This is a genomic window from Aquimarina ulvae (genome assembly GCF_053613295.3).
Genome location: NZ_JBSIBP030000006.1, coordinates 184,704 through 198,392 on the forward strand (window position 1 = coordinate 184,704; position 13,689 = coordinate 198,392).

At 37.4% G+C, this 13,689-nt stretch carries 21 protein-coding genes; all 21 read left to right on the top strand.

Translation table 11 applies throughout. The features are described from left to right. The first annotated feature begins 2 nt into the window (after positions 1 to 2). Positions 3 to 443 (top strand): hypothetical protein, encoded by a 441-nt coding sequence (locus tag ACWGOQ_RS14710; RefSeq protein WP_452058872.1) that lies wholly within the window; start codon positions 3 to 5, stop codon positions 441 to 443. Then, positions 440 to 1,198, top strand: coding sequence for a hypothetical protein (locus ACWGOQ_RS14715; protein ID WP_452058871.1), 759 nt, complete (start codon positions 440 to 442; stop codon positions 1,196 to 1,198). Before ACWGOQ_RS14710 ends, ACWGOQ_RS14715 begins: the two co-directional genes overlap by 4 nt. Next, positions 1,191 to 2,660: a YncE family protein gene (locus ACWGOQ_RS14720; protein ID WP_452058870.1), complete on the top strand. Its 1,470-nt coding sequence runs from the start codon at positions 1,191 to 1,193 to the stop codon at positions 2,658 to 2,660. Before ACWGOQ_RS14715 ends, ACWGOQ_RS14720 begins: the two co-directional genes overlap by 8 nt. Next, positions 2,657 to 3,109 (top strand): TIGR02594 family protein, encoded by a 453-nt coding sequence (locus ACWGOQ_RS14725; protein ID WP_452058869.1) that lies wholly within the window; start codon positions 2,657 to 2,659, stop codon positions 3,107 to 3,109. Before ACWGOQ_RS14720 ends, ACWGOQ_RS14725 begins: the two co-directional genes overlap by 4 nt. Then, a complete protein-coding gene (locus ACWGOQ_RS14730) occupies positions 3,106 to 3,603 on the top strand; it encodes a peptidoglycan recognition protein family protein (protein ID WP_452058868.1) in 498 nt (165 codons plus the stop codon). Before ACWGOQ_RS14725 ends, ACWGOQ_RS14730 begins: the two co-directional genes overlap by 4 nt. A gap of 182 nt (positions 3,604 to 3,785) precedes the next feature. Continuing rightward, entirely contained in the window at positions 3,786 to 4,232 is a 447-nt protein-coding gene (locus ACWGOQ_RS14735) for a hypothetical protein (protein ID WP_452058866.1), read from the top strand. Beyond that, the gene (locus ACWGOQ_RS14740; RefSeq protein ID WP_452058865.1) at positions 4,229 to 4,723 is read left to right on the top strand and encodes a hypothetical protein; all 495 of its coding nucleotides are present in this window, start codon (positions 4,229 to 4,231) and stop codon (positions 4,721 to 4,723) included. The genes ACWGOQ_RS14735 and ACWGOQ_RS14740 overlap by 4 nt, the downstream gene beginning before the upstream one ends. A gap of 10 nt (positions 4,724 to 4,733) precedes the next feature. Beyond that, positions 4,734 to 5,261, top strand: coding sequence for a hypothetical protein (locus tag ACWGOQ_RS14745; RefSeq protein WP_452058864.1), 528 nt, complete (start codon positions 4,734 to 4,736; stop codon positions 5,259 to 5,261). Between the two features lie 2 nt (positions 5,262 to 5,263). Further along, positions 5,264 to 5,761 (top strand): peptidoglycan-binding domain-containing protein, encoded by a 498-nt coding sequence (locus ACWGOQ_RS14750; protein WP_452058863.1) that lies wholly within the window; start codon positions 5,264 to 5,266, stop codon positions 5,759 to 5,761. Beyond that, positions 5,758 to 6,240, top strand: coding sequence for a peptidoglycan-binding domain-containing protein (locus ACWGOQ_RS14755; RefSeq protein ID WP_452058862.1), 483 nt, complete (start codon positions 5,758 to 5,760; stop codon positions 6,238 to 6,240). Before ACWGOQ_RS14750 ends, ACWGOQ_RS14755 begins: the two co-directional genes overlap by 4 nt. After that, positions 6,240 to 6,482 carry a hypothetical protein gene (locus tag ACWGOQ_RS14760; protein WP_452058861.1) on the top strand — a complete coding sequence of 81 codons (243 nt, stop codon included), beginning with the start codon at positions 6,240 to 6,242 and terminating at the stop codon, positions 6,480 to 6,482. The genes ACWGOQ_RS14755 and ACWGOQ_RS14760 overlap by 1 nt, the downstream gene beginning before the upstream one ends. Beyond that, the gene (locus ACWGOQ_RS14765; RefSeq protein WP_452058860.1) at positions 6,479 to 6,811 is read left to right on the top strand and encodes a hypothetical protein; all 333 of its coding nucleotides are present in this window, start codon (positions 6,479 to 6,481) and stop codon (positions 6,809 to 6,811) included. Before ACWGOQ_RS14760 ends, ACWGOQ_RS14765 begins: the two co-directional genes overlap by 4 nt. Next, the gene (locus ACWGOQ_RS14770) at positions 6,804 to 7,154 is read left to right on the top strand and encodes a hypothetical protein (protein ID WP_452058859.1); all 351 of its coding nucleotides are present in this window, start codon (positions 6,804 to 6,806) and stop codon (positions 7,152 to 7,154) included. Before ACWGOQ_RS14765 ends, ACWGOQ_RS14770 begins: the two co-directional genes overlap by 8 nt. 100 nt (positions 7,155 to 7,254) lie before the next feature. Further along, on the top strand, positions 7,255 to 7,479 hold the full coding sequence (locus tag ACWGOQ_RS14775; protein ID WP_452058858.1) for a hypothetical protein: 225 nt from the start codon (positions 7,255 to 7,257) through the stop codon (positions 7,477 to 7,479). 2 nt (positions 7,480 to 7,481) lie between these two features. After that, complete coding sequence (locus ACWGOQ_RS14780) at positions 7,482 to 7,961, top strand: hypothetical protein (RefSeq protein ID WP_452058857.1); 480 nt, start codon at positions 7,482 to 7,484, stop codon at positions 7,959 to 7,961. Between the two features lie 83 nt (positions 7,962 to 8,044). Next, entirely contained in the window at positions 8,045 to 8,365 is a 321-nt protein-coding gene (locus ACWGOQ_RS14785) for a hypothetical protein (protein ID WP_452058856.1), read from the top strand. After that, positions 8,365 to 8,514: a hypothetical protein gene (locus ACWGOQ_RS14790; RefSeq protein WP_452058855.1), complete on the top strand. Its 150-nt coding sequence runs from the start codon at positions 8,365 to 8,367 to the stop codon at positions 8,512 to 8,514. The genes ACWGOQ_RS14785 and ACWGOQ_RS14790 overlap by 1 nt, the downstream gene beginning before the upstream one ends. Continuing rightward, positions 8,514 to 9,041: a D-Ala-D-Ala carboxypeptidase family metallohydrolase gene (locus tag ACWGOQ_RS14795; RefSeq protein ID WP_452058854.1), complete on the top strand. Its 528-nt coding sequence runs from the start codon at positions 8,514 to 8,516 to the stop codon at positions 9,039 to 9,041. The genes ACWGOQ_RS14790 and ACWGOQ_RS14795 overlap by 1 nt, the downstream gene beginning before the upstream one ends. Before the next feature lie 85 nt (positions 9,042 to 9,126). Next, complete coding sequence (locus ACWGOQ_RS14800; protein ID WP_452058853.1) at positions 9,127 to 10,143, top strand: Hachiman antiphage defense system protein HamA; 1,017 nt, start codon at positions 9,127 to 9,129, stop codon at positions 10,141 to 10,143. 2 nt (positions 10,144 to 10,145) lie between these two features. Then, positions 10,146 to 12,911: a DEAD/DEAH box helicase gene (locus ACWGOQ_RS14805; RefSeq protein ID WP_452058852.1), complete on the top strand. Its 2,766-nt coding sequence runs from the start codon at positions 10,146 to 10,148 to the stop codon at positions 12,909 to 12,911. After that, positions 12,908 to 13,612, top strand: a complete 705-nt coding sequence (locus ACWGOQ_RS14810; protein ID WP_452058851.1) for a hypothetical protein — start codon at positions 12,908 to 12,910, stop codon at positions 13,610 to 13,612. Before ACWGOQ_RS14805 ends, ACWGOQ_RS14810 begins: the two co-directional genes overlap by 4 nt. Positions 13,613 to 13,689: the final 77 nt, after the last annotated feature.

Here is a 13,689-nt window from a genome sequence, read left to right on the forward strand (position 1 = left end):
CTATGATTACAGGAGAAACAGAATATATACTGGACGATAACTACGACGATTTTTTCGGAAATAAGAAGAAACGCAGAGCGCGCCGTGCCAAAAGAAAAGCACGAAGAACTGCTAGAAGAAGCGCGCCAAAGCGCATCGCTCGTCGAGCAAAAAGCAAAGCTTTCTTTTCTAAACTCGGTACTGCCGTTCAAGATATGGGCGGTGCGACTGCGATAGGTGCTGCGATTGATACCATTGCACAACCAAAAGCAACAACAGGATTTGGAGGAGCTACCGATGCACCATCTGATTACGACTTTTCAATGGGCGCACCAGATGTTCCTGAAGAGGAAAATAAAGGAATACCTACGATCGTGTTTGTTCTAGGTGGTGTCGTTGTAGCAGGCGTTGTGGGATTAGTGGTTATCAAAAACAAAAATAACAAGCAACTCTACCAACAATGATAGTCCCAATTCCATCAAATAAAGAGCGATTTAAAATCAGGCTTGGTATTATTTCCAAAATGCCGATGCAATTGGGTATTCGAGTGTATGATCCACGATATCCAAATACCTACTATTTCAGAAGGAAGGCACAGTTTTATGAGAGTAATGTGAAACGTGAATTTGTGATCTCTTTACCTGTGACGCCAGAAGTTTTGGAAATGGAATTGTTTGATAAAGTTTCAGGCGAAGATTATCAGTTTGATATGAGCTACTTCAAAGTAGAAAAAATGAAACCTGCTGTAGTCTGGGCATCGCAAGAAGAACATCGATTTATGGATTTTGCGATTGACTTTGCACAAAAAGCAGGACACACGCCTACTGGGTTTTATGACTCTAAAAATCACGAGTTCCTTTTTCAATACTTACCGTCGATTACTGATGCATTTGGTAAAGAATTGATTACACCAGCTCGCACGCACCGCAAGATGCCACGTGTTCAGATCTCACAACGATTATTTATAGGCTACACCATTCCCATTCGTGTGGCGATTTTGGCGCACGAGGGTTGTCATTGGTTCTTAAAGACCAGAAGCCAGAAAACAGCTGATCTCTGCGGAATAAAAAAATATCTGGACTACGGTTTTCCTACCATCGAAGCCATTTATGCCGTGACCAAGGTTTTTGGGAACAATCCACATCACGTGGGCGAATCTCAGGTACAACGCACTAAAGATGTGGTGGCGTTCATAGAAAATTATAGAGTAAATGCATAAACTACTTTTTATCTCAATGGCAGTATTTACAATGGGTGCGACGATAAAACTTGCACCAAATAAAACGAACGATATAGCCTGCGATAGCTGTGATGACCCTGCGGTTATCAAAAGAACAATCCACTCAAATGAAGATACTTATATGAATAATAATTCTGCAAAATATCGCAACCAACTCAAAAAATGGGGTACACGATCTGGCGTGATGCACGTTGCGTTACCTGAAACTAAAAAGCCAATTTGCGACACCACAAGAGATTCCCGATTCTATGCTACAGATGAAGGTGTGATGGAAATTTCTGATTGCAGTTCGCTTTCGCGAAAGCGTAATCTCATTAAAGATCAGAAGCTAAAGGAAGCCTTTAAAAACTATCAAAAGTATCTGCATAAAGAGTTTGATGTGATGCAAGTTGTGGTCAAAAACCACACGCCAGAAATTAGAGACGTGTGTCTTTGGGGTGGCAATAGTGATAAGCCAATTACTGATCCATTGTTTATAGAAAATGATGAAAGCATAGATGTTTTGGTGGGTACGCATCCACAGCAAGTGGTTCTTAATCCTGCCAATAATTTATTGTATGTAGCAAATCAATTGTCAGATTCCGTTTCGGTAGTTGAGCGCGATGGTACTGTAGTGGCGACCATTCCACTAACAGGAAATACAATGCCTGGAACGGTTTCTCCAGTTGCGCTTGCGGTCAATACTAATCAAAGTTACTTCTACGGAATGGTCTATGTCATTGGCTCGGTAAGCAATAATATGTATCATCTTAGCTTAAACCATAAAGTCGTTGATGTCAATGGAACTGGAAAAAGACCGACTGAAATTAGATTTGATAATGAGTCCAATGAGCTTGTGATTAAGAATTTAGTTTCAAAAAGTACTACGCGCATCAATGCCCAAACACAGGTACAAACAGAGACACCTTGGGGAATTTTAGATCAATTCAGATTAGCTGATCAAGTGGAAACAGCACCAGATTTTGCTAAAGTAACCACTCGAAAAAACCTGCTTACCATATTTAACTCTTCCAGAAGCCCAACGGTAACAATCAATGATGAGTACCACGAAGAGCGAGAAGATTTCAAATTTAGTCCTGGAATGCTTAAGCATCTCAAAATTGTAGCATCTGGGGAACGACGTGTGAATGCCTTACAATTGCTACAGAAAAGTATTGCTGGGAAAGAGATTTGTAAAACTTTATCACTCGGTAATTATCAAAGTCCGCAGAGTTTTCAGAATGTATCTGAAGTTTTTGGTTTAGATGGTTCTATGCTCGATGGCCAGAATAGTTGGTGTTTTAAGATAGGTGGTTTGCAAACCATCACGTTCATCTTGTACTACAAGAAAATGGAAATGTACAATCTACTTCCAGAAAAAGCATCGCTTGCCTACGGTGTGCAAATGAGTAAAGGGATTCCGAAACGAGTTCCTAAAAATCCATTTAAGTTCATCCTATGAAAACAATAATCAACACGGCTTTGAGTCAGTATGGTGTGACGGAACTTGTTGGTCAAAAGCATAATCCTATCATCCTAAATTACTTTGATAAGATTGGACACACTTGGGTCGCGACAGATGAAACGGCTTGGTGTTCCGCATTTACAAATTGGGTTGCCCTGGAATGTGGTAAAGAAATGAGCCACCAATTGACTGCACGCTCTTGGCTTAAGGTTGGCACTGAAATCGAGAAACCAGCCATAGGCGATATAGTCGTTTTTTGGCGCAGTAAAAAGAATAGCTGGAAAGGTCACGTGGCATTTTTCATAGGCTATTCTGAAGATAAAAAATACATCTACTGTCTTGGTGGCAACCAGAATAACCAAGTCAATATCAAGGCATATCCTGTCTATAGACTACTCGGTTTTAGACAACTCAATAATTCAATCATTCAAAATTCCACACAATGAAAGACGTAGATTTTCTAGTTATACACAGCACCGATACCAGTGAAGCATTAGACCTTAAGGCTAAAACCGTCATAGATAAACATACGACCGATAAACGTAGCGGTGGTTTCGGTTGGAACCGTCCAGGCTTTGATTATCTCGTATTGCAGGATGGTACTTTAGAAACCATCATACCTGAACACAGCCCGACCGAAGTAGATCTATGGGGCATCTCACAAGGTCGTTTTGGTATTTCAGGCAATGTCAAAAATCTAGCTTATGTAGGTGGTAGAACGCTTAAAGAAGCGTGGTGGAAAGACACACGTACCGAAGAACAAACCGCTACGCTAGAAGCCGTGGTAAAGTTCTATACTATTAGGTTTCCAGAAATTATCATCGTCGGTTTTAACGAGATCGCAACTAAAAAAGATAGTGATAAACCTGGTTTTAGCGTTAAGGAATGGCTAGAAGATCTGGACATCCCAAAGTGTAATATTTATCAAGGATATCAATGAGAACAATCATCACATTGGGTGTTGGATTTTGGCTAGGAAGACAGCTTTACATCAATCACGATAAGCGAGTCGCACGAGCCAAGGAAACATGTTTAAAGCAACGTCTGGTCTCATTCTTAAAAGAAAAAGACTTGGATCTAAAAAATGCACAAAAGCAAGCCGATCAACTATTGAGCAATTAAATGGCAAAACAAGTAACCATACAAAACACATCCTTTTTGATTCCAGAAGCAGACGATCCGTGTGACTTCTGGACAAGCTATTACGTAAAACTGAAAAAGGAAGTAGGACAGGATAATGCTAAAATGTTATGGCTGGTCACTTGGAAAACGAATGGATCGGCATTTTGTACAACGAGTCCATCATTTAATAAATGGTTGCTTAAAAACGAACTGGATGTAAGCAATATGGCAACCAGATCCATTGCAGATATTTCTGAAATAGGCGGTAACATTTTTGGTCTGGGCAAGAGCTTGACGAAGATTTTATCGATTGGTGTTCCTGTCATTCTCACGATTACGCTCATTCTCATTGTAGTTGTTTTGAGAAACTCGGCTAAAGATGCAGACATCACAGATCTCGCAATGCTCACACCAGCTGGACGTGCTACTAAATTATTAGGCAAATGAACAGACAGCTCATCTATAAATTAGGCGGTGGCGCTGTGGGACTTTTAATTGTCGGAAGCTCATTACTATCCATACGCCAGCGGAAACGCGATCAAAAAACAAGCAAACTATTGACCCAAATCAAAAAACAACTGGCAACCACAGCAAATAATCTGGACGCAGAAAATGCCTTTGACATTTACTACCTCACAAAGGTTTTACAGAATGTCAACGGTCAAGTGATCGCGATGAGCGAGAGCAGCGCTACCAGCTATGCAAAACAGATAAACAAAGCTTGGGGCGCGTGGTATGAAGGTGGTGATGATGAAGATGCGGTGTATGCAATTTTTAGAAAACTGAAAGATAAAGTTCAAGTGTCACAAGTGTCTAAAGCTTATCAAAGTACGTATTCAAAAAACTTGATTGATACTATTAAAGACAGGCTTTCAGAAGATGAGATTAAAATTATCCTGAATATCATCGGGCAAATACCAAATTATAGAACAGCTTAAAAATTAAAGAATGAAAATAACCAAAACAGGATGGTGGATGATAGGTGGCGCTGCTATGGCAGCAGTAACGGTAGGTGTATTTGTTACGCTTTCGCGAAAGCGGAAAAAGGAAAAGCTAACATCCCAACAATCCATTGGGAAAGACATAGGATCTGGAATACAAGTGTCCACAAGTAATCAAGCAACCATTAAGCGAGAGCCTAACTGGAATAAGCCGTTTGATATGAATTACCTGACCAATGTACAGCGATGGGTTGAACCACGGAAGATTAAAATTCTGGATGAAGGAACGGCTCAATCTTTTGCAAAGAAGTTGAAAAATGCCAAAGGAACTTTTAATGATGATGAAGCTATTGTAAAAGAGATTTTTTCCAAGCGATTACGCGATAAAACACAAGTCGCTAGTCTTTCAAAAGCCTATTGGAAGTTCTACAAGAAAGATTTATGGAAACATCTGTCAAGTTTTCTAAGCGCGTCAGAAATGAAACGATATGTGCATAATCCTGTACGCCAATTACCTAATTATCAAACTCAATAACTATGAAGAAAATAGCAACCAAATCCAAGAAGACATTTTTTGAACAGAACAAAGATCTCATTGTTGTAGGTGGCGTAATCGTTGTGCTAGCTGGCGGCGCGGTCGCATATATGTATTACAAGAAAAAGAAAGAAGCTAATGGTGGCGATCTGGCTCAGAACAAGGACAGCTCACCGCAAATTATCCCTGTTCATACAACTATTCCAGTGCCTCGCAGCTCTGGGTCATCATCTAGTGCTGCATCAAAGCCACGAATAAAATATGTGAAGACCGGTTATCCATTAAAGTATAAAACGCGTCATCAAGATGTAAAAATCTTGCAGGCATATTTGAAGATTTACAAAGAGAATCTCGGAAAATCTGGAGCAAAACGTGATGGAGTAGATGGTGTTTTCGGACCACTCACATTAAAGGCTGCAAAGAAGCGTCTGGGTAAATCTGAATTTACAGAGAAAGACATCGCAGGAATGCGTAGAGCGTTGAAAATGATGGGCAAATGAAAAAGGAACACGTTGTAAAAATAGTATGCATTGCAGGTGGTTTATTAGGCATAGGCATCATCGCACATCAAATAGTTAAAGGTAAACGAGAAGATGCTGAAGAACAGAAGCAAGCCGTCGCCACAGTTTTAAAAACCGAAATTTTAAAACCAAAACCAGCTACACCCAAACCGCAAATGAAAGTGGTTAAAACCAAAAAGTCTGTTCTTGAAATAAAGCCAAGCGCACCAAAGCACCAAACAAAACCTAGAAAACCAGTAGCAGATGAGTTCCCTTTGCAACTGGGAAGCAAAGGAAAAAACGTAGAGCGACTGCAAATTTACTTGTTGCGCAATTACGGTTGGGCTGGAATCGTGACAGGAATTTATGATGAAAAAGTTCAAGAACGCGTGATGAAATACTTGAAAGTAACATCAGTAAATGAAGCGCTTTTTAATTCCCTAGATATGAATGAACCTATTACTAACCAGCAATCCTAATGGGAAAAAGTATTAAAGACATTGTGTCCAGCCTTGTAGATGATGACGGCATTAAAACCGAAGTCACGCTCACAATGACCAACCAAACACTGACGAAAATTATCATCGCATTACTGGCGTCTGGAGCAACCATTGTTTTGGTTGCGCATTTGACCAAGAATATGTTCCCGAATCATCAATTATCCCTGCTTACCGCAGATATAAAAACCATTAAAGAAACCCTTAAAAAACAATTGAAATGACAGACATTTTAAAACACTTAGTTCACTATTTATCCAGCCTAGATTGGGCATACATTTTTACTTTTATCATCATTGCTTTTGGCCTTAACCAGAAAACTGTGACCGACTGGCTTGCAAACGTAACTGGCATAAAAATAAAAACACGCTATCGAGTGCTTATCGTAGGTTTTATTTACGGCGTTATAATCTACTTTATTAGAGATACGATGCTACACAAGGTGGAGATGCTGTTACAATCTTTTGTGTTTGCACTAGTGTTTCATAAACTCATTTTAGAAAGTCTATTAAACCGACTTTTTAAACCTGAAAAGACAGAAAAAGATGAATAAGTGGAAGGTCATTTTTGCCATTTTCTTTTTTGTGGTTCTTGTAGTTGTGCTTACTCAAGTGATTATTCCTTTGGAGGATGGTTATGAACTCAGAACACCAAGCGATTGGAAGGAGAAAAATGGCACTTTACTCAAAAAGAACAAATCGCTAGATCTGGAAATTACAGATTTAGAGAAGCAGGTAGATAGCTTGACAAATTTACTGAGCAAGAATAAAATTACCATCACACACCTAAAAACAAGTCTCAATGAAAAGATTACTACTATTTCTGGTTATAGTGATGCAGAGCTGTTTCAGTATTTCGCAAGATTTAAAACCGATAGTACAGCACATAAAAACTGAAAAGTATTTCTGTTTTGACTTAAGGCAATCGCGAGAAATAGCCGTAAGATTAGAACGCGCTCAGTTTCAAGATTCAATTATTAGAAAGCTTGACTTTTCAATGAAACTGAAGGACAATTTACTGGTCAAAAAAGATTCTGTGCTAACCAGAATGAGATTGCAGCATACCAACCTAATGAGGATTTCAGAAAATGGAAACGAGCAAATTCTGTTCTTGGAAAATCAACTAAAATTTAAAAACAAAAAGCTGAAACAAGGCAAATTCCACAAGATCCTTTTGGGTGGTGGACTGCTCATACTTTCAGGAATCTTAATAGCCAATTAATAATGGGATATCAAAGCGACGCAATAACAAAAAGTCAAGGAACTATCGAGAATACACAGGAGATTCTTGAAGTGCAACCACTTCATCTTGGACCGAGTTTAATTCACTCACCAGTTCGGAATAGATATTCGGTTATCAATGGTAATCTCGTTGTAGGGAAAGATATACGATTGGGTGCAAGTAGCCCCAAGCAGCTTGAGATTGCTGGATGGCAGGTAAGTTTACCAGCGCCACTCGCGGTAGATCAGTCTGATTATTATGGGCTGTGCCAGACAGAAAAAGGAAACACTTTTAACTACGCGATAGATGCGGATGGTAGATTGTTTCTTTACGGAACCTTTGTGGACAGTGAGGATCACGTGGTGCTCAATATAAATCCATACCTGGCTGAACTTCCTTTGCGTTACACAACTTTTAGAGGACGCGTTTTTGAAGAGGAGAAGTTTCCGAGAGATGAACCAAAACCAGCAGATGAATTTTAAATGAAATACGCTTTCACGAAATCGAGCTCGCGAGATTCACGACCATCGGGAGAGCGAAGCGGTAAAGCGTAAAAACCAAACTTATGAATGTTTATGAAATCGTTGCGATTGTTTTAGGTGCTACAGGCTTTTGGAAGTTGGTAGAGATCCTTATGCATTACAATGTGCAGCGCAAACTGAAAAATGCAGAGATACGCCACTTAAATGCACAAGCAAATGATAGTGTAGTTACCAACTGGGTGCAATGGTCTGAAAAGATGGAAAAGCGTATCATCCAACTGGAGAATAAAAATACCACGATGTCCAGAACGATAACTAAACAGCGGGATCGTATTACTGAGCTTGAAAAATATATAGAACAACTGGAAGCTGAAATCCAGCTTTACAATAAAAAGAATATGTGATGGGCATAGACAAAGGAAGTAAAACACTCAACTATATTTTTGCTGCGTTCACGGTATTGAGTGCTATTAAAATAGGTTCGGATTTATACCTGCGCTATAAGGAAAGTCAGCAGAAAAAGAAGCCTTGTAATTGCAAAGACAAAAGCTAATGGCATTTAAGGATAATGGTCATATATACATAGGCTTAGGCACTATGGCGCTACTTTTGGGTGGCGCTTTTTTGGCTTATAAATTTAGCAAGTCCAGTTCTTCATCTGGGGTGTACCGACGAAAAGGTATTGCTGTAGATCTCTCAGTTTTTGATAGTCCAGATACACCTGGTTCTGGAAATTGTATGGATAGACGACTCATTACAATGCTGTATAATCTCTCTGTAAAAACTGGTTATCCTATCTTTAGTTGGATCAACTCTGGCGCACGCAGTGAAGCTCATAACCGTAAAGTGGGTGGCGTGCGCAATTCTTCTCATAAAGTTCCAAACTGCAAGGCGGTTGATATTAGGGCATCTTCTAAAACTATCCGTAATACTCTGGTAATAGCCGCACGAGACGTGGGCTTTAAGCGTATAGGTGTTGGGAACACTTTTGTTCATCTGGATGTGGATGAAAGGAAATCGCAGTACGTGGCTTGGGGTTATCCTAGTGGGACGCCTGCGGCGGTTAATCCTTTTGTGTAAAATATTTACAGTGAGTTGACAAAAAGTTGACAAAACGTTTTCATTAGCTTCAATCTTTTTTAACTTGTTGGGTTTTAAGAGTTTTATGGCAAAAGAAAAAGTAGTACAGATTGATGAGCATTGGATGGATAAAGAGCTAGTCTCCCATCTTAATGAAAAAATAGGCGATAAGATTAGTATGCGGCTTTATACAATAAAGCCCGTCTCTACTGCAATTGATTTCTTATCTCTAAGTAAATTCCTTACCAAAATATTACCTCATTATGTATACAGCATAAAAGAAATAGAAGATGATATTGCCCGCGAGGTAAAAAGAATGGTAAAAGCTGTTCGTATTTCTAATGCAGATTTGCCTGAACACGAACTACAACAAATAATCGATTCTGAAACAATAAGAGTTAAAACCGAATCTTGGTCAGAAAAATTTAATCAAAGTCGAATTTTCTTTAAAAAGAGTAGCGAGAAATACATTGGAGGTAAGTATGGGGAACTACTCCTATTTGCCCTTGTAGAAGGAGTTTTGGGATGTAAAATGGTTGCGCATAAAATTAGACATTTAACTAATGTACACGATGAAGTTAAAGGTAGTGATGGACTGTTTTTGGGAGATTATAATGATGTGCCTGCGTTATTAATCGGTGAATCTAAGATTATGATAAGTATGTCAGATGCTATTACTGACGCGCTAGATTCTATTAATCGATATCATAATGATAAAAACAAAGCGCACAACCTAAGTCACGAACTTGTAATTGCAAAGGCGGATATTCATAATTATGATGCGGATATTGATGACTTATATGACAAACTTGACCCAACTCAAGATGCTTATAAATCTCAAATATTAGTGCACCCAATTATTTTGATGTATGAAAGAAACTATATGGTCGATGTTCAAAAAAAGGCTAAAAGTCACGAAGAATTTCAGGAGTTAATCTCTGCATTATTACTTACAAAAGTTAAAGGCAAAAGGGAGGTTTTTAAGCTCATTGAAAAGCACATTAAGGAAGCTGGACTTGAACACGTTCACTTGGATTTTTTCTTAGTCCCTGTAGATAAGGTTTCTAATTTCAGAAATGCAATGGATGACCAACTATTATAGATATGAGTAAAAGAAAGAATATTGCGAAGCAAGCATTTGCTCATCCTGTACTTCTGGAAGTCTTTAGGTCACTCAATCTTAAAATAATTTACAGTGATTATTACACCTACACAAAAAAGAAAAAAATAACTATAGACTTAGTTAAATTGCGAAAGGCGACCTGGTTAGTTTCTATTCTTGCAGGCAGTAAAAAGGAGAAACATAGGATACGCGCACAACGCTTTGCAACACTACTGTATTTATCAAATAATGATCAGGACGAATATCTTGACATTATTAAAGTATGTTATGTAATATTTTCAAGACTAGGAAACCTTACCGCAACAAGGTTTTTCAAACAACTATTTGATGAAGGTAATAATAAGGCGTTTAGATACGATTACGATTCGTTGTTATCGATGGAGCTCTTACTGCAAAGGCAGAGTAAAACAATTAATACCGTAAATGGTACTGTTCTATTAACATCATTTCAAAAAGGACTTTGGAATGGACTTAATGATGAATCTAACTTGGCAGTATCAGCGCCTACCTCTTCAGGAAAGTCTTTTATTTTGAAGCAGTTTTTGACACAAACCTACACAACTGAGGTCATTTATAAAACAATTTATATCGTACCCAGTAGAGCATTAATTAATCAGGTAAGTGAAGAGTTTAGAATAGCATTAGTAAATACAAACACCCTAATTAGGACAGCTTATATTGAAGGAGTTGAAGAAGAATTAGGTAGCGAACAAATTCGAGAGGTTCATCGGGAGCCTAAAATTTTATATGTACTCACTCCTGAAAGATGTATCAAGCTTCTAACCGCAGATTTAGAAAATAAAATAGACATAGATTTTATTTTTATAGATGAGATTCAAGGCGTTGAAGATGATCAAGGTCGAGGCTCTACATTTGAAAATGTTTTTGAAGACCTTGCTATTCAATTTCCAAAAGCAAAATTAGTTACAGCAGGCCCACATATATCAAATCCTGAAAAGACATTTTTAGAGGTGTTTGGTAAAGAAGCTAAACCTTTCCGCACACAATTATCGCCAGTAATCCAGTTCAAAAAAATTGTCCGAGCCACTTCGAAAGAAGATTTAGAAATTGAGATTCGAGACGACATAAATAAGCCTTTACTAATAAATATTGATACTGATTATAATGCCCAATCTCTTTTTAAGAACAGTAGAAATGGTACAATAATAGAGCGTGTGATTAACCTTGTTGCACCAGAACAGTCTAATATTGTTTTTAGTAATAGAGGTGATTATGCAGAAAAATGGGCACAAGAATATCAAGAATCAAAAGACCTAGAAAAAATTCCAAAAAGAGTAAAAGAACTTATTGATTTTTTAAAGGATGAGTTTAATTCAAAGTACTATTTGATTGATTGTCTAGAAAAAGGTGTTGCATTTCATCACGGTAAATTACCAGATATTATAAGAAAAGAAGTTGAAGAGCTTTTTCAAGATAAAAAAATATTAAATCTTTTCTGTACATCCACTCTTATTGAAGGTGTTAATTTGCCAGCAAATAATCTGTTTATAATTACCCCAAGAAAAAACCTAGAAGACCTAACCGATTTTGAGTTTGGAAACCTCATAGGTAGAGCAGGTCGATTGAGTGAATCATTATACGGGAATATTTATTTTGTAGAAAAACCTAACCACAAAGGTAAAACACCACAAGAGTACTATGATGCAAAGTATGACAAGGAAATACAGACTTTTTCTACTAAAAATTTACCAGAATATAACTTCAAGTACCTTAAAGGTAATATTAACGAGATTGAGATTTTAAATGATAATGGTAAGCGAGATAAAAACGAAATAGCAAAGCAAAAAAATCTAACACTTTTCATAAGAAACAAGTTTGTAAAAAATAGAGATAGCGTCGAAGCATTTTTGCTCAAAAAAAATGTAAGAGCTAAACAAGTAGCTAAAAGCTTGAAGGTGTTAGATTTGGAATTAGCTGAAATTTCAATACCAAGAAGGATTATTCTTGAAAATCAGTCCATAGACCCGCTATTACAAAATGAACTCTATCTAGCTGTAAAAAACTCAGATATTAATGATTGGGTAATTACACCTAACAGATTGCTGGAGAAAAGAAGAAGAAAAGATGATGCACTTGCTTTACCAAATAAAGAACGACCTTTCTTTTGGCAACTTTTAACTATCATTCAGGGCTTAGATAAAATTTTTGATTTGAGAACTGAAGCTTTTGAAAGGTATAGCATAAGTGGTGTAGGTACTATCGGAATGGCAATTCACGCAACAACTTGGCTTCAAGGGAAAAGCTATAAAGAACTCATTAATGATGATATAAAATTTTATTCTTCCGATAACCCTAGGGTTACTGACGAAAATAGAATTGACCCAACGAGTAAAAAAGATGTAAATAAGCTTATTGGTAAGGTTATAAAGATAAACTCTTCTATCGTTACCTATTTATTGGTTAAGTATATCAAACTCTTAGTGGACGTTTTAGACGAAGTTTTAACAGATGAGCAAAAAGAAATGTATAAAATTACTCTTGGACTACCTACAGCATTGGAATTAGGAACAAGAGACAAAAATGTAAAAAATCTTATTTCGAGCGGAATCTCTAGGTCTGTAGCGATAAGTGTCAGCAAACTTTTTAAACGAAAAACATCCGAAGCTTACCGAGAAGAAAACACTATACTAAAATGGCTCTCCAACCAAACCGAAATAAAGGAACTTAAACCTATATATGTACGCTACCTGCGTAGATTAAAGTTGCTAAAACAACAAGACAATTGAAAGGAATTTGTAGAATTTGTGGAGAACACAAAAAACTAACTTTTGAGCATATTCCACCGGAGAGTGCATATAATAGAAAACCAGTCTATTTTCAAAAGTCAGAACATTTGCACGATACCAAAAGTTATTTGTATGGAAAACGTATGAGAAGTAATCAAGGTGCTGGTGGTTATTATTTATGCAAGCAGTGTAACAATAATACCGGTAGTTGGTATGGTGCTAGTTACAAACAGTTTGTTGACACAGGCATATTTGTTTGTCATTACAAAGTACATTCTTACCACAGAATACCTTTTATCTACACTATAAAACCGCTAAATGTTCTTAAACAAATATTAAGTATGTTTATGAGCATTGATAGTGGAGGACAGCTGTTAAATCATCCAGGTTTAAAAGATTTTATTTTGTCCAAAGAATCACAATCACTTCCGCCAGATATTCGTGTTTTCATTTATTACACAACCGCAAAATCATTGCGAAACGGTTGGGGTATAATTCGCTCAAATTTTGCGTATCATACACTAGGAGAGTTAACTTATAATCCATTTGGACTCTGCTACACCATTAGTTCTCCACCAATAAGAGACGACTTTTTTGAAATTACATCCTTTCGTAACTACAAGTTTAACGAGCGTGCACGAGTAAACCTAAAGATGCCTTTTCTTATACCTAAAACATATATACCAGGACTATATATTTAATTAACCTTTTTCTGTGACCATCTTAGTATTTCTGTGTCTTAACTAATGTCTGATGCAATAAAATTTATCATAAATGG

Coding starts and splice junctions, on each gene's coding strand:
- ACWGOQ_RS14760 (WP_452058861.1), top strand. CDS start 6,240: ATGGGAAAAAGTATTAAAGACATTGTGTCCAGCCTTGTAGATGATGAC.
- ACWGOQ_RS14805 (WP_452058852.1), top strand. CDS start 10,146: ATGAGTAAAAGAAAGAATATTGCGAAGCAAGCATTTGCTCATCCTGTA.
- ACWGOQ_RS14710 (WP_452058872.1), top strand. CDS start 3: ATGATTACAGGAGAAACAGAATATATACTGGACGATAACTACGACGAT.
- ACWGOQ_RS14790 (WP_452058855.1), top strand. CDS start 8,365: ATGGGCATAGACAAAGGAAGTAAAACACTCAACTATATTTTTGCTGCG.
- ACWGOQ_RS14740 (WP_452058865.1), top strand. CDS start 4,229: ATGAACAGACAGCTCATCTATAAATTAGGCGGTGGCGCTGTGGGACTT.
- ACWGOQ_RS14730 (WP_452058868.1), top strand. CDS start 3,106: ATGAAAGACGTAGATTTTCTAGTTATACACAGCACCGATACCAGTGAA.
- ACWGOQ_RS14715 (WP_452058871.1), top strand. CDS start 440: ATGATAGTCCCAATTCCATCAAATAAAGAGCGATTTAAAATCAGGCTT.
- ACWGOQ_RS14755 (WP_452058862.1), top strand. CDS start 5,758: ATGAAAAAGGAACACGTTGTAAAAATAGTATGCATTGCAGGTGGTTTA.
- ACWGOQ_RS14775 (WP_452058858.1), top strand. CDS start 7,255: ATGAAACTGAAGGACAATTTACTGGTCAAAAAAGATTCTGTGCTAACC.
- ACWGOQ_RS14725 (WP_452058869.1), top strand. CDS start 2,657: ATGAAAACAATAATCAACACGGCTTTGAGTCAGTATGGTGTGACGGAA.
- ACWGOQ_RS14780 (WP_452058857.1), top strand. CDS start 7,482: ATGGGATATCAAAGCGACGCAATAACAAAAAGTCAAGGAACTATCGAG.
- ACWGOQ_RS14735 (WP_452058866.1), top strand. CDS start 3,786: ATGGCAAAACAAGTAACCATACAAAACACATCCTTTTTGATTCCAGAA.
- ACWGOQ_RS14750 (WP_452058863.1), top strand. CDS start 5,264: ATGAAGAAAATAGCAACCAAATCCAAGAAGACATTTTTTGAACAGAAC.
- ACWGOQ_RS14745 (WP_452058864.1), top strand. CDS start 4,734: ATGAAAATAACCAAAACAGGATGGTGGATGATAGGTGGCGCTGCTATG.
- ACWGOQ_RS14795 (WP_452058854.1), top strand. CDS start 8,514: ATGGCATTTAAGGATAATGGTCATATATACATAGGCTTAGGCACTATG.
- ACWGOQ_RS14720 (WP_452058870.1), top strand. CDS start 1,191: ATGCATAAACTACTTTTTATCTCAATGGCAGTATTTACAATGGGTGCG.
- ACWGOQ_RS14800 (WP_452058853.1), top strand. CDS start 9,127: ATGGCAAAAGAAAAAGTAGTACAGATTGATGAGCATTGGATGGATAAA.
- ACWGOQ_RS14770 (WP_452058859.1), top strand. CDS start 6,804: ATGAATAAGTGGAAGGTCATTTTTGCCATTTTCTTTTTTGTGGTTCTT.
- ACWGOQ_RS14785 (WP_452058856.1), top strand. CDS start 8,045: ATGAATGTTTATGAAATCGTTGCGATTGTTTTAGGTGCTACAGGCTTT.
- ACWGOQ_RS14765 (WP_452058860.1), top strand. CDS start 6,479: ATGACAGACATTTTAAAACACTTAGTTCACTATTTATCCAGCCTAGAT.